At 66.5% G+C, this 14043-nt stretch carries 13 protein-coding genes and 1 riboswitch; of the genes, 8 read left to right on the forward strand and 5 right to left on the reverse strand.

Annotated features, from left to right (window positions below):
- Positions 1-38 precede the first annotated feature (38 nt).
- Genes KJP30_RS00075 through cobD form a run of 4 tightly spaced genes read left to right on the forward strand, consistent with a single transcriptional unit; the run spans position 39 to position 3333 of the window.
- Positions 39-623, forward strand: coding sequence for a histidine phosphatase family protein (locus KJP30_RS00075; protein ID WP_218446927.1), 585 nt, complete (start codon positions 39-41; stop codon positions 621-623).
- 3 nt (positions 624-626) lie between these two features.
- Entirely contained in the window at positions 627-1415 is a 789-nt protein-coding gene (locus KJP30_RS00080) for a propanediol utilization protein (RefSeq protein WP_218446928.1), read from the forward strand.
- Positions 1412-2347 (forward strand): adenosylcobinamide-phosphate synthase CbiB, encoded by a 936-nt coding sequence (cbiB, locus tag KJP30_RS00085; RefSeq protein ID WP_343222722.1) that lies wholly within the window; start codon positions 1412-1414, stop codon positions 2345-2347. Before KJP30_RS00080 ends, cbiB begins: the two co-directional genes overlap by 4 nt.
- A gap of 8 nt (positions 2348-2355) precedes the next feature.
- On the forward strand, positions 2356-3333 hold the full coding sequence (gene cobD, locus KJP30_RS00090; RefSeq protein WP_218446929.1) for a threonine-phosphate decarboxylase CobD: 978 nt from the start codon (positions 2356-2358) through the stop codon (positions 3331-3333).
- 3 nt (positions 3334-3336) lie between these two features.
- On the opposite strand, the gene KJP30_RS00095 is transcribed toward cobD, so the two are convergent.
- Genes KJP30_RS00095 through cobO form a run of 5 tightly spaced genes read right to left on the reverse strand, consistent with a single transcriptional unit; the run spans position 3337 to position 7695 of the window.
- Entirely contained in the window at positions 3337-4782 is a 1446-nt protein-coding gene (locus KJP30_RS00095; RefSeq protein WP_218446930.1) for a cobyric acid synthase, read from the reverse strand.
- The gene (locus KJP30_RS00100; RefSeq protein WP_218446931.1) at positions 4779-5387 is read right to left on the reverse strand and encodes an HAD family hydrolase; all 609 of its coding nucleotides are present in this window, start codon (positions 5385-5387) and stop codon (positions 4779-4781) included. The genes KJP30_RS00095 and KJP30_RS00100 overlap by 4 nt, the downstream gene beginning before the upstream one ends.
- Complete coding sequence (locus KJP30_RS00105; protein ID WP_218446932.1) at positions 5384-6271, reverse strand: DUF1289 domain-containing protein; 888 nt, start codon at positions 6269-6271, stop codon at positions 5384-5386. The genes KJP30_RS00100 and KJP30_RS00105 overlap by 4 nt, the downstream gene beginning before the upstream one ends.
- Positions 6268-7062 carry a metallophosphoesterase gene (locus KJP30_RS00110; RefSeq protein WP_218446933.1) on the reverse strand — a complete coding sequence of 265 codons (795 nt, stop codon included), beginning with the start codon at positions 7060-7062 and terminating at the stop codon, positions 6268-6270. The genes KJP30_RS00105 and KJP30_RS00110 overlap by 4 nt, the downstream gene beginning before the upstream one ends.
- 24 nt (positions 7063-7086) lie before the next feature.
- Positions 7087-7695, reverse strand: a complete 609-nt coding sequence (cobO, locus tag KJP30_RS00115; protein WP_218446934.1) for a cob(I)yrinic acid a,c-diamide adenosyltransferase — start codon at positions 7693-7695, stop codon at positions 7087-7089.
- A gap of 91 nt (positions 7696-7786) precedes the next feature.
- Positions 7787-7978, forward strand: a riboswitch (cobalamin riboswitch).
- 77 nt (positions 7979-8055) lie between these two features.
- On the opposite strand from cobO, the gene KJP30_RS00120 reads away from it, so the two are divergent.
- The 4 genes from KJP30_RS00120 to cobG are packed head-to-tail and all read left to right on the forward strand — an operon-like array spanning position 8056 to position 14041.
- Positions 8056-8448 carry a DUF1636 family protein gene (locus KJP30_RS00120; protein WP_218446935.1) on the forward strand — a complete coding sequence of 131 codons (393 nt, stop codon included), beginning with the start codon at positions 8056-8058 and terminating at the stop codon, positions 8446-8448.
- Positions 8445-9500: a cobalamin biosynthesis protein CobW gene (cobW, locus tag KJP30_RS00125; protein WP_218446936.1), complete on the forward strand. Its 1056-nt coding sequence runs from the start codon at positions 8445-8447 to the stop codon at positions 9498-9500. The genes KJP30_RS00120 and cobW overlap by 4 nt, the downstream gene beginning before the upstream one ends.
- Positions 9501-9533: 33 nt before the next feature.
- The gene (gene cobN / locus KJP30_RS00130; RefSeq protein WP_218446937.1) at positions 9534-12896 is read left to right on the forward strand and encodes a cobaltochelatase subunit CobN; all 3363 of its coding nucleotides are present in this window, start codon (positions 9534-9536) and stop codon (positions 12894-12896) included.
- Positions 12893-14041, forward strand: a complete 1149-nt coding sequence (cobG, locus tag KJP30_RS00135; RefSeq protein WP_218446938.1) for a precorrin-3B synthase — start codon at positions 12893-12895, stop codon at positions 14039-14041. The genes cobN and cobG overlap by 4 nt, the downstream gene beginning before the upstream one ends.
- Positions 14042-14043 lie beyond the last annotated feature (2 nt).

Here is a 14043-nt window from a genome sequence, read left to right on the forward strand (position 1 = left end):
TGACAAAGCATATGCCGTTCTGCTTGAAAAGCCCTGAAATGACGCCCCCTGACGCCGCCGAACTGATCCTGATTCGACATGCGCCCGCGCTGCACGGCGGGCGTTTGTGCGGGCGCAGCGATGTGCCTGCCCGTATCGGCGATCCTGCGGCTTGGCGTCCGGTGCAGGGCTTTCTGGCCCATGTCGCGCAAAAAGTGGTCAGCCCGGCGCTGCGCTGTCGCCAGACGGCGGCGGCGATCTGGCCGGAAACCGCACCCGAAACCGATGCACGCCTGTGGGAACAGGATTTCGGCGCGCATGAAGGTCTGACCTTCGACGAGATCCCCGACATCGGCAATCTGACGCCCGAGGCGCTGGCCAACCATTGCCCGCCGGGCGGGGAGAGTTTTGCCGATATGGTTGCCCGTGTCCGTCCGGCGCTGGAGCAACTGGCCGATCGCGCGCGGGCGGGTGGCTCCGTGGCCGTCGTGGCCCATGCGGGCACCGCACGGGCGGCGCTGGCGCTGGCGCTTGGGTCGGTTCCTGCGGCGCTGTCGTTCGAGATCGCGCCGTGGTCGATGACCCGGTTGCGCGCCTATCCCGGCGGCTTGTCCGTGATCGCCACGAACTGGCGCCCGCTCTGAGCGATGGTTTTTGTCGCGGGGCATTTCGGAGAGTGGATCCAGGGCCGGTTCGGCCCCGAGGGGCCGGTGGTGCTGGTCACAATGGCCTGTCCCGATCTGGGCGTGTCGGTCGATCACCATGACGCGGGGCCGCTGTCTGTCGCGGGGGTGCCACCGGTGCTGAAACCTGATCAGGCCGCGCGCTTTTTCGAACTACTGGGCAGTGATTTGCAGGGGCAGGTCCACGTGACGCCGGATTTCCCGCCGGGCGGCGGCGCGGGCATGTCGACCGCGGCGCTGGTCGCGCTGGGGCGGTTGGCCGGAAAGGAAAGCCCGGCCATCGCCCGTGCCTGCCTTGCGGTCGAGGGGGCCAGCGATCCGCTGATGTGGCCCGCGCCGGACAGGGTGCTTTGGGCCTCGCGCCGGGGCGAAGTGCTGGCCGAAACGGGGCCGGTGCCCAACTGCGAGGTGCTGGGCGGTTTCTGGGGGCCACCCGAGCGGACCAATCCCGCTGACGAGGGCTTTCCCGATGTGCGCGACCTGATCGAGGCATGGCCTGCCGCAGACCTGCGGGGCAAGGCGCAACTGGCCAGCGAGTCCGCACGGCGGTGCACCGCGCTGCGCGGACCGGCGGGCGATCCGACCGAACGCCTTGCCGTCGAACTGGGCGCGCTGGGCTTTGCCCGTGCGCATACCGGTCCGGCGCGGGCGCTGATCTATGCGCCGGGCACCGTGCCGGATGGGGCCGAAACCCGGTTGCGCCGGGCCGGGTTCGGCAATGTGCTGCGGTTCAGAACCGGAGGTGAGGCGTGATCTTTGCGCAGGTGATGCTGATCGGCTTCGTCGTGGATGCGCTGCTGGGGTGGCCGGGGGCGCTGTATCGCCGCCTGTCGCATCCCGTGGTTTGGATCGGAGGGCTGATTTCCTTTCTCGAGCGCCGTTGGAACCGGGACAGCGAAGGACGCCGCATGATCCTTGGCGCATTGGTGGTGCTGGTGGTGCTTGTGGTTTCGGTCACGCCCGCATTGTTGCTGAGCCTGCTTTTGGGTGCGGGGTGGCCGGGTGTCGTCCTGTTGGGCCTGCTGGCCTGGCCCCTGATTGCGGTTCGGTCGATGTACGATCACGTGGCCGAGGTGCTGCACCCGCTGGCCAAGGGGGATCTGACGGGGGCCCGCCATGCCTTGTCGATGATCGTGGGGCGCGACCCCAGCACGCTGGACGAGGCGGGCGTCGGCCGCGCCGCGCTGGAAAGCCTTGCCGAAAACAGTTCGGACGGCATCGTGGCACCGCTGTTCTGGGGGGTGGTGGCGGGGCTGCCGGGGATCGTGGCTTACAAGGCGATCAACACGATGGATTCCATGATCGGCCACCGCAACGACCGCTATGAATATTTCGGCAAGACCGCCGCGCGGTTGGACGACCTAGTGAACCTGATCCCCTCACGGCTGACCGGGCTGTTCTTTGCTCTGGCCTCTGGCCGTGTCGTGACAGCCATGCAGACCGTGCGGCGCGACGCGCGCCACCACCGGTCACCCAATGCCGGCTGGCCCGAGGCCGCGCTGGCTGGTGGGCTGGCGGTGCGCCTGTCGGGGCCGCGCATCTATGGCGACCGCGTGGCGGACGAACCTTGGGTGAACGGCGCAGCGGCGGATCCCGACGCCGGGTCGATCAGTCGGGGACTTGCGCTCTATGTGCGGGCGATGTTTCTGTGCGGCGCGGTCCTGTTCGGGCTGGCGATACTCTGAGAGGCGGCATGCGCGATCACGGCGGCGATTTGGACCGGGCGATGACCCGGTATGGCGAGGGCGACTGGCTGGACCTGTCCACGGGTATAAATGCCAGCCCCTATCCGATGCCGGATCTGTCGCCGCGTGCCTTGGGGGCTTTGCCGACTTCGGCCGATCTTGCCGCGCTGGAAACCACGGCGCGCAAGGCCTATCGCGCCCACCCGTCGGTGGATTGCGTGGCGCTGGCGGGTGCGCAGGCCGCGATCCAACTGGTTCCGCGCCTTGGCCCCGCGCGTGAGGCGCGTGTCGTCGGGCCGACCTATAATGAACACGCCGGTGCGTTGCAGGCGCAGGGCTGGAGCGTCACGCAAGTTTCCGACATCGCGGAGCTGAAAGGCGCAGCCCTTGGCGTGGTGGTGAATCCCAACAACCCTGACGGGCGTTTCTGGACGCCGGAGGACCTGATCGACCTGTCAAAGGACGTCGGACTGCTGGTCGTGGACGAAAGCTTTGCCGATCCTGCGCCGGAATACTCGCTGATCCCCTATATGGATCGGCTGCCGGGCGGGGTGTCGATCCTTGTGCTGCGCTCTTTTGGCAAGTTCTTCGGTCTGGCGGGGCTGCGCCTTGGTTTTGCTCTAGGGCCATCACCGATTGTCGGAGAGATGCGCCGCCTTGCCGGGCCATGGGCGGTCAGCGGGCCAGCCATCGCGGCGGGGCGCGCGGCACTGGCGGACAGCGCGTGGCAAGAGGCCATGATCGGTCGGCTGGCGCAGGACGCTGTGCGGATGGATGCCTTGGCCAAGGCGGCGGGCTGGACGCTGGTGGGCGGGACGGTGCTGTTCCGGACCTATGACACAGGCGATGCCCTTGCCGCGCAAGACAGGCTTGCACAGGCCCATATCTGGACTCGCGCCTTTCCCTATTCCAAGGGCTGGCTGCGGCTGGGCCTGCCGGGGACCGTGGCGGATTGGACCCGGCTGGAAACGGCGCTGGGGGGCTAGGCCCTAGCGCGCGGCTGCAAGCAGGCCGTCCACATCCAGATGTTGCTCAAGGTGATCGGCCAGCGCCTCCAGCGTGGCCTCGACCTCGGCATCGTAGGAGGCGGTGGCGCTGACGCCGAACCCGGCCAACCATGCCGCGCGAAAGCCATCGTCGCGGAACATGCCGTGCAGATAGCTGCCCATGACGCGGCCATCGCCGCTGATTGCACCTTCGGGCGCGCCGTCCACATGGGCAAAGGGGCGGGTGCGGTCCGGGCCGTCGCTGCGGCCGATGTGGATTTCATACCCGTCGAACCCCGCGCCGGTGCCAGCGTGGGTGGCGCGGACCTCGGTCAGGGATTTCTGCGGCGTCATGACGGTTTCCACCTGCAAGAAGCCAAGACCGGGGTCGCGGCCCGCCGGGCCTTCGATTCCCTGCGGGTCATCCACGCCGGTGCCCAGCATCTGGTAACCGCCGCAGATACCAAGGATGTGCCCGCCGCGCCGGTGGTGCGCGGCAAGATCTATGTCCCAGCCCTGTTCACGCAGAAAAGCCAGATCGCCACGGGTGGATTTGCTGCCGGGCAAGATCACGAGGTCCGCGTCACCGGGAATCGGCTGCCCGCGGCGCAACATGGTCAGCCGCACGCCCGGTTCCTGAGCCAGCGGGTCCAGATCGTCGAAATTCGCCATCCGCGACAGGCAAAGACAGACGATATGCAGCCCCTCGGTCCGGTCAGGGGCGTTCACGTCCAGCGCATCTTCGGCAGGCAGGCGCCAGGCCTCGGGGAACCATGGTGCGACGCCGAAACCCTGCCAGCCGGTGCGCTGTTCGATCAGCGCATAACCATCGTCGAACAGGCGAGGATCGCCTCGGAACTTGTTGATAACAAAACCGGAAATTCGTTTTTCATCTGCCGGATCAAGGATCGCCTGCGTGCCGACGATCTGCGCGATGACGCCGCCACGGTCAATGTCACCGGCGAGGATGACCGGCACGCCAGCGGCCTCGGCAAAGCCCATGTTGGCGATGTCCCCCTTGCGCAGGTTGACCTCGGCCGGGCTGCCTGCGCCTTCCACGATCACAAGATCATGCGCACCCTTCAGGCGGCCGAAACTTTCCATAACAGAGACAAGGAGTTGCGGCTTCAACTTCGCGTAGTCCCGCGCCTTTGCGGTTGTCAGCCGCTTGCCCTGAACAACTACCTGCGCGCCCACATCCGTTTCCGGCTTGAGCAAAACCGGGTTCATGTCCGTGTGCAGGGGCAAGCCGCAGGCCAGCGCCTGCAAGGCCTGCGCGCGCCCGATCTCTCCTCCGTCCGATGTTACGGCGGCGTTGTTCGACATGTTTTGCGGTTTGAACGGGGCGACCGACAGGCCGCGCCGACGGGCAGCACGGCACAGACCGGCCACAAGCATGGATTTGCCCACGTTGGACCCGGTGCCCTGGATCATGATGGCGCGGCTCATGGTGTGACCCCCAGTCTGGCGGGCAGTTGATCCCGCGTATGTTCTGCAAAGTGGAAAACCTGCCACCCGCGTTTGGCGGCAGCAGCGATATTGTCGCGATTGTCGTCGATCAGGAGGATATTTGACGGGACCAACGCGGCCCAATGTTCGATTTGTGCAAAGAATCCGGCGTCAGGTTTTGCCGCGCCCATCGCACCCGAGGCAAATATCCTTTCGACATGGGCGTCCAGGCCCACGGTCTGCATGATATATTCGGCGCGGGGCACCGGATTATTGGTACCGATCACGGCGCGCTGCGGGCTGCGGATCAGCCAGTCCGTCACCTGCGGATCGCGGCGGTCCTCGGAGGCCAGCCAATGCGCCAGCAGGGCCTCGGCTGTCACCTCGGTTTTTTGCGTGGTCAGCCAGTCGGCCAGCACATCGCGCAGATGAACCTCTCCTTTCAGAACGCGCCGCCCGATGCCCGGTTGATCCAGCAAGGCGCGAAAGGCGCGCGGAGACAGGCCAAGATCGCGGTCCAGTCGCGCCACCCAGCCAAAGGGATCGCGCTTGGACTCGGCATTCAGAACGCCGTCGAAATCCCAGACGACAAGGTCGATGTTCATCGCGGATAGATCAATGCGGTCGCCACATAGCCGGTTGGCATGGGCACGGTCGGAGGCGTTTCCATCCCCTGCGCCACGTGGTCCGGCAAGAGATGCGTATGCGGTCCGGTGGGCGAAGCGCCGTCCGCGGGCGGGATCGGCGCGTCGATCTCGATCCGCAGGCAGGGGGTTTCGATCACCCGCACCGGGGCGGCATCGCGCAGGGCCAGACCTGTCCGGCCAAGGTGATCGGGCCAGCCGGTCCCCTCGGTACGGGCCAGTGTCGCGGCCAAAGGCGCGTCACAGCGCACGGTGAATCGGGCGGCTCGCTGGCCAAGGCCAAGGTCAAAGCGCGCACCAAGGGCGTCACGCGGCAAAAGCGCCCCGTCGTCCGGCCCCAGCGCTGTCAGCGCAGCGGGCCTGTCGCGAAAGGCGCGTCCCACCGGCACCGCCAGCGCGATCACCTTCGGCGCATCGGGCCGGTCGATTTCAAAGGCGGTCAGGTAACGCGTCGCCTCCAGCCGCAAGGCCGCGTCGGGCAGGCCAAGGGTCAGCACGCCGTCCCCGATCCGCACGTCGCAGGGGGCGCCGGGCAGGCGCGATACTTCTCCCGAAGCACCCCAGATCCCGGCGACGAGACGAGCGCCCAAATCGCTGATGCGATGGGCGACTTCGGTCAGGATGGTGTCGCCCTGCCATGACAAGCGCCGCGTTTTCAGGCCCAGCCGCGCCGCCCGTTCGGGCAGGTCGGCCCAGACCTGCGCCCGGAATGCATCCGAGGCGCTGCCCCAGACGGCGATCTCGTCAAGGCTGCGGGCGCAGCCGGTGCACAAGTTTGCCGCCTCGTCGATCACACAGCGCGCGACGCAGGGGCTCGCAGGGGGAAGGCGGTCGGCGCGGCTCATGTCATGTCCACCAGAACAATTTCGGGCGGGCGCCCGATACGGATTGGCAAACCCGAATAGCCCAATCCCCCCGAAACCACCAGTTGCCGGGCGTTTTCTACATGATGGCCATAGGCAAAGCGGCGTCCGTATTTCGAAGGCACAACGATGGGACGACCGAAGGGCGCAACCTGACCGCCATGTGTATGGCCCGATACCGTCAGGTCGATATGGTCGGGAAGGTTCGCAAAGATGTCCGGTTCATGCGCCATGAGGATCGTGAACTGCGCCGGGTCTAGGTTGGGCAGGACCGCATCCAGATCGTCGAACCCCTCTGGCCTTCGTTTCCAGAAGGTTTGCAGCGCGCGCTGGGACTCGATCCCGACGAGATTGATGGATCTGCCGCCAACCTTCATCCGGACCAGTTCGTTGCTCAGAATCGTGATCCCGGCCTCGTCCAGCGCGTGATGCCATTTGGTCGGCTGCCCAGACCTCTGGGCTTCGGGGTCGTCGCGCCAGTCGTGATTTCCAAAGACGGCGAAGACGCCAAGCGGCGCCTGCAACTTGGCCAATGCGCCCGCCACTTCGGCCGGGGTTAGGTCGCGCCCGCCTATGTGGTGGCCGACATAGTCGCCCAGCAGCAAGATCACATCAGCCTTCAAGGCATTGGTCTGTTTGACCAAAGACTCGATCCGCAACATCCCCATATGCGGCTCTGCGGCATGCAGATCGGCAAAAAGCGCGATCCGTAGCTTCGGGGCGGGTACACCCCGCAAGGCCGTCAGGCGGTATGTCCGAAGCTGGGCCGGCATGTGGTCCGGAGCAGGCATGAAGGGTCAGAACTCCACGCCCTGCTGGGCTTTTACGCCGTCGCGGAAGGGGTGTTTGATCAGTTCCATCTCGGTCACCAGATCGGCGGCTTCGATCAACTCGGGCTTGGCGTTGCGGCCGGTCAGGCAGACATGGGTCATGCGCGGCTTCTGATGCAGCAGGAAATCGACCACCTCGTCGATGTCGATATAGTCATAGCGCAGGGCGATGTTGATTTCGTCCAAAAGAACGAACTGGATCTCAGGGTCCAGAATCTGTTCCTTGGCGATTTTCCAGCCATTCTGTGCAGCGGCAATGTCGCGCTCGCGATCCTGGGTTTCCCAGGTGAAACCTTCGCCGGAGACGAAGAACCGGCATTCGTCGGCAAACCGTTCCCGCAGGAACGTCTTTTCGCCGGTGTCCCAGTTGCCCTTGATGAATTGCACCACGGCGCAGGGCATCTGATGGGCGATGCAGCGCATGATCATGCCGAATCCGGCCGAGCTTTTGCCCTTGCCCTTGCCGGTATGAACCATGATCAGACCTTTTTCCTCGGTCTTGGTCTTCATCATCTCGTCCCGGGCGGCCTTGATGCGGCGCATCTTTTCATTGTGGCGGGCGGTGATCTCGTCCATGGCGCGCTCCTTTGTGCAATCCCGCGAGGAATTGCATCCGTGTCGCGCCCCGTCAACGTGCTTCGCGATTGACAAGGCGGCGCGACTGGCGCACCACGACCGTCACGATGGTTCCCCGGGGCGTCCGGGGAGGTAAACAGGGAACGCGGTGAAACCCCGCGGCTGCCCCCGCAACTGTAAGCGGTGAGCCCCTTCGCAAACGTGCCACTGGCCAACCGGCCGGGAAGGCGCGGGGGGGCCGCGACCCGCGAGCCAGGAGACCTGCCATCGTGAGAGGTGAAACTTTGAGACCGGGCGGGGTGCCCCGGAGGAGGTGAAGATGACTGTTCAAGACACATGCCGCCATCAGGGGACGGACGCATGACCGCGCCCGTGGAACTGATGGTCTGCGTCAAATGCCGCCGTGGCGAGGAAACGCCGGAGGGCGGCATTCGTCCCGGCCAGCGCCTGTTTGACGCCGTCGCCGCCCGCGACCTTCCCGAAGGCGTGATTCTGACGCCGGTGGAATGCCTGCAAAACTGCGACCACGGCTGTTCCGTCGCCATGCGCGGTGGGCCGCGGCGGTGGACCTACGTATACGGAAACCTGCACGAAGCGTCGCATCCGGACCTGCTGGTCGAGGGGATGGCGCTATATCATGCGGCCGAGGACGGGGTGATCCCGTGGCGGTCGCGCCCGGAACACTTCAAACGCAACTGCATCGCGCGCATCCCGCCCGAGACGACAGACACGCCCGAAGAGGACAAGACATGACCGATCTCGCCAAGCTTCCCGTCACCGTGATCACCGGCTTTCTTGGCTCGGGCAAGACGACGCTGATCTCGCACCTCATGCAGAACCCGGGCGGCAAGCGCCTTGCTGTCGTGGTCAATGAGTTTGGCGACGTGGGCGTTGACGGGGAAATCCTCAAGGGCTGCGCCATTCCCGATTGTCCGGCGGAAAACATCATGGAACTGGCGAACGGCTGTATCTGCTGCACCGTGGCCGATGATTTCATTCCCACGATCGAGGCGCTGATGGCGTTGGAGCCGCGCCCGGAACATATCCTGATCGAGACCTCGGGACTGGCCTTGCCGAAGCCGCTGCTGAAAGCCTTTGACTGGCCCGACATCCGGTCCAAGATCACCGTCGACGGCGTGATCGCGCTGGCCGATGCCGAGGCCGTGGCCTCGGGCCGGTTTGCGCCGGACGTGGAAAAGGTGGACGCGCAGCGCCTTGCCGACGATTCTCTGGACCACGAAACGCCGCTGTCGGAGGTATTCGAGGATCAGATTTCCTGCGCGGACATCGTCCTGTTGACCAAGCCCGATCTGGCCGGCCCCGAAGGCGTGGCAAAGGCCAAAGAAATCATCGCCGCAGAGGCACCGCGCCCGCTGCCGGTGATCGAAGTGGCCGAAGGCGTGGTCGATCCCCGGGTGATCCTTGGGCTGGAGGCTGCAGCCGAGGATGACATGGACGCGCGTCCCTCGCATCACGACGGGCATGACGACCATGAGCATGACGATTTTGAATCCATCGTGGTCGACATCCCCGAACTGGCCGATCCGGCAGAGCTTGTCGCGCGGATCGAGGAACTGGCCAACAGCCAGAACATCCTGCGGGTCAAGGGGTATGCCAGCGTTGCGGGCAAACCCATGCGCCTGCTGGTACAGGCGGTGGGCGCACGGGTCCGGCATCAGTTCGACCGGCCGTGGAAACCGGGAGAGGACCGGCAGGGCCGACTTGTGGTGATCGCGGAACATGACGACATCCGTCCCGATGCGATCCGCGCGGTTCTGGGTGTTGCGACCGAGGCGGCCGAGTAAGGGCGGGGGCATCCCCGCCGGGCCGAGATTCCGATGCACGTCCTCTTTCGCGAAAGCCACGGGTTAGAAGAGACCGAGACCCCCACCGACCTGGCGCAAAGCCCGGCGGATCTGGTGGTGCTGTCCTTTTCGGATTCCGATCTTGGGGCCTTTGCCGCCGGGTGGGAACGCGGCGGCGGCCGGGATGGTCGGATGCCGGGTTTGCGGCTGGCCAATATCGCGGCGCTGAAACATCCACTGTCGGTGGACACCTATGTCGAACAGACGCTGGAAGGGGCCAAGGGCATCCTGATCCGTCTCATCGGGGGCGTTCCCTACTGGTCCTACGGAATCCAGCAGATTGCCGCGCTGGCCCAGCAAAAGGGTATTGCGCTGGCGGTTCTGCCCGCCGACGGGCGGGCAGATGCGCGTCTGGATGAGGTTTCGACCCTGCCGGTATCGACGCTGCGGCGACTGCAACACCTTTGTGACGCCGGCGGGGCCGTGGCCGCGCAGGCGGCGCTGGCGCAGATGTCGCTTGCGGCGGGTCTCTATGCGGCGCCGGTGCGCGGCGCGAAACATGTGCCGCAGGTGGGTGGCTGGCTGCCGGAACACGGTGTCTGCTGTCCGGTTCTGGCGCTGGCGCCTGTGGCCGGTGGTGGAGGGGGGCTGTCTGCCCCCCGCTTGCCTGAGGCAAGCCCCCCCGAGAGTATTTGTGCCAAGAAGAAACAGGGGCCGCTGGTTCTTGTGGTTTTTTATCGCTCGTACCTTGTGGCGGCGGATCTGGCGCCCGTTGAAGCGCTTTGCACCGCGCTGTGGGAGCGCGGTTTTTCGGTCATGGGGCTGTTTGCGCCGTCCCTGAAGGCGCCCGATGCGGCGGGGTGGCTGGCGCGGCAGGTTGCGGCGTTGTCGCCCGTCGCCATCGTCAATGCCACCGCCTTTTCCGGGCGTGGCGCGCAGGGCACCTCGCCGCTGGATGCGGGCGGCGTGCCGGTGTTTCAGGTGGCGCTGTCGACTTCGACCCGGGCCGCATGGGACGAGGCCGAGCGTGGTTTGTCCCCTGCCGATCTTGCCATGCATGTGGTCTTGCCCGAGGTGGACGGGCGGCTTTTCACCGGGGCGGTGTCTTTCAAGGAACCGCAAGTGCGGGACCCGGATCTGCAATTCGCCCGCGTGGCGCATGTGCCCGACGCGGACCGGGTGCGCGCCGTGGCGGACCGCGTGGCGCGCTGGGTTGCGTTGGGCCGGACGGCGGCGGATGCGCGGCGGTTGAGCATGGTTTTGTCCACCTATCCCGGGCGGGACTGGAACCTTGCGCATGCGGTGGGGCTGGATGCGCTTGCCTCGGCCGATGCGATCCTTGCGGATCTTGCAGAGGCGGGGCATTCGGTCACGCCGGGCGTGGCGGCGGAGGATCTGCGGGAGGCGCGGATGTTCTGGCCGATGGGGGCCTATCGCGCGGCGCTTGCGCGTTTGCCCAAAGGCCTGCGCGACGATCTTTGGGCCGCTTGGGGCGCACCGGAGGAGGATCCCGATTGTCGCGACGGTGGTTTTGCCTTTCGCGCCATCGCGCGGGGCGCGGCACTGATCGCCTTGCAGCCGGAGCGCGGCACGCCGAAGCTGAGGGACGAGGAATATCACGATCTGTCCCGAGTGCCGCGCCACGCCTACGTGGCCTTTTACCTGTGGCTGCAAGAGCGCAGCGATGCGCTGATCCATATCGGCGCGCATGGCACACTGGAATGGCTGCCCGGCAAATCCGTCGCGCTGTCCGATGGCTGCTGGCCCGAGGTTTTGACCGGCAATCTGCCGGTGATCTATCCGTTCATCGTCAACGACCCCGGCGAGGCGGCGCAGGCGAAACGCCGCATCGGCGCGGTGACGCTGGGCCATGTGCCGCCGCCACTGCGTGAGGCGGGCACGCCCGAGCGTCTGACCCGCCTGGAAAGCCTGCTGGATGAGTTTTCCAACGCCGATGGACTGGATCCTCGGCGGCGCGACAGGCTGATGCAGGACATTAGGGAAGAGGCGCAAGCGATTGGTATCGAAGGAGATCTTGGCCTGACGGCGGAGGCCTCTGTGGCTGAGGCGATCACGCGGATCGACCGGTTCGTTTGCGATGTGAAGGAAAGCCAGTTCGGTGACGGATTGCATGTCTGGGGCCGGGTGCCACAGGACATGGGCAACTTTGATGTCGCGACATCGGCAAGATCCGAACGGCAGGCCCTGCTGGACGCGCTGGACGGCAAGCGCATCGCCTCGGGCCCCTCCGGGTCGCCATACCGGGGGCGGACCGATGTGCTGCCCACCGGGCGGAACCTTTTCACCACCGACCCGCGCTCTGTTCCGACGCGGAGCGCCTATGCGCAGGGCGTCAAGCTGGCCGAGGAACTGGTGCGGCGGCATTTGCAGGACGAGGGCGACTGGCCCAAGGGGTTGATCGTCGATCTTTGGGGATCGGCCACGATGCGCACGGCGGGCGAGGAATTCGCCATGGCACTGCACCTGCTGGGCGTCCGGCCCGTCTGGGACAAGGGCAGCGAGCGCGTCAGCGGGGTCGAGATCATACCGATCGCCGAGCTGGAACGCCCGCGCATCGACGTTACGCTGCGGGTCTCGGGCCTGTTCCGCGATGTGTTCCCGACGCTTTCGGTGCTGTTTGGTCAGGCGGTCAAGGCGCTGGCCGAACGGGACGAAGCGCGTGACTGGAACCCCTTCGTGGGGCAGGCGGGTGCGCGGGTCTTTGGCCCCGCTCCGGGATCATTCGGTCTTGGGATCGGCCCGCATATGGGCGATTATTCCGATGGCGGGCGGCAGGCGGCGGGCGAGGCCTGGCTGGCGGCCTCTGCCTGGGCCTATGACCGGGGCGAGGGGCAGAAGGATGCCGAAACCCTGCGGGAAAGGGTGCGTGCGGCGGATGCCTTTGTCCACCTTCAGGATCTGCCGGAAACCGACCTGTTGCTGGCCGAGGATTATGCCAGCCACGAGGCAGGCTTTGCCGCCGCGCAGGGCGTGACCGGTGGCAAGGCCGCGCTGTATCACATGGACAATACCAACCCGGCGGCCCCGAGGGCGCGTGGGTTGACCGAGGAAATCGCGCGTGTCGTGCAGGCGCGTGCGGCAAACCCGGCTTGGCTGGACGGGATGCAGCGGCACGGGTTCCGCGGCGCGGCCGAGATCGCCGCGACGCTGGAAAACATGGCGGCTTTTGCGCAACTGGCGGACGTGGTTCCGGGGCATCTGTTCGATCTCTATTATGACGCCACGCTGGGCAACGAGGCGTTGACCGCCTTTCTTGAACAGGCCAACCCCGAGGCGCTGGCCGCCATGCGCGCGCGGTTTGCGGCACTGCATGCGGCGGGGCTTTGGCAGACGCGGCGCAACTCGATCCTTGCCGCGCTGGAGGCGGCGGAATGAGCGCGCCCGAGGTCAAGGGCTGGTGCCCCGGCGCCTGGCGCCCGATGCGCTCGGGCGACGGGCTGGTGGTGCGGGTGCGCCCCCATCTGGCGCGGTTGATGGCGGATCAGGCGCGTGGACTGGCCGATCTGGCGGAGCGGCTTGGCAGCGGCGTGGTCGAGGCGACGGCGCGGGCCAATCTGCAATTGCGTGGTGTCACGGATGACGGCTTTGCCCGTGTGATCGAAGGGCTGGAGGCCTTGGGTCTCTTGCCCGGAAATGCCGAGAGCGAGGCGCGGCGCAACGTGATCCTCGATCCGTTTTCGGGTGCGGACCGCCGCGCCGAAGGGTTCACCGAAGCATTATACGATGGGCTGGCCGATCCGCGTTTCGCGCGGCTGCCGGGGAAATTCGGCTTTGCCGTCGATCCCGGACCGCAACGGCGGCTGGACGGGATCAGCGGTGACATCCGGATTGAAGGCGCGGGGGACGGCGTGATCGTCCGCGCCGATGGCATGACCACCGGGCGCCCCGTGGCCGAGGCGCAGGCTGTGGCGCTGGCGCTGGCCATTGCGCAATGGTTCCTCGACAGCGGCGGCGTCGGTTCTGACGGGCGCGGCCGCATGGCGCGGCATCTTGCGGCGGGCGCAATCCTGCCCGATGCCTTGCGGGGCGATACGCCTCCGGCGGATCCCGTCCCGGCCCCCGAGCCGGGACCTTTGGCCACGGGACTTTGCGTGGCGGCTCCCTTTGGCCTGTTCAGCGCCGAGGCGCTGCGCCATCTGGCCGACCGGGCCGACGAAATCCGTGTCACCCCGTTCCGCATGGTCTATCTGCCGGGCGTCGCGACGGTGAATCATCCCGGTCTTGTCACCGATCCGCGCGATCCGATCCGCCGGATCGAGGCCTGCACCGGCGCGCCCGGCTGTCCACAGGCCAGCGTACCCACCCGCGCCTTGGCCCGGACCCTTGCCGCCCATGTCCCAGAGGGCGAGCGTTGGCATGTCTCGGGCTGTGCCAAGGGCTGCGCCTTTCCCCGTGCCGCGGACCTGACCCTCGTCGGGCGCGACGGTGCATTCGACCTTGTCAAGCAGGGGGCCCCGTGGGATGACCCCATCCGCCGCGAACTGACCCCCTTGGAAATCAACGAACTGAGCAGGCCCTGATC

The sequence above is a fragment of the Antarctobacter sediminis genome (genome assembly GCF_019218285.1).
Taxonomy (GTDB): Bacteria; Pseudomonadota; Alphaproteobacteria; order Rhodobacterales; family Rhodobacteraceae; genus Antarctobacter; species Antarctobacter sediminis.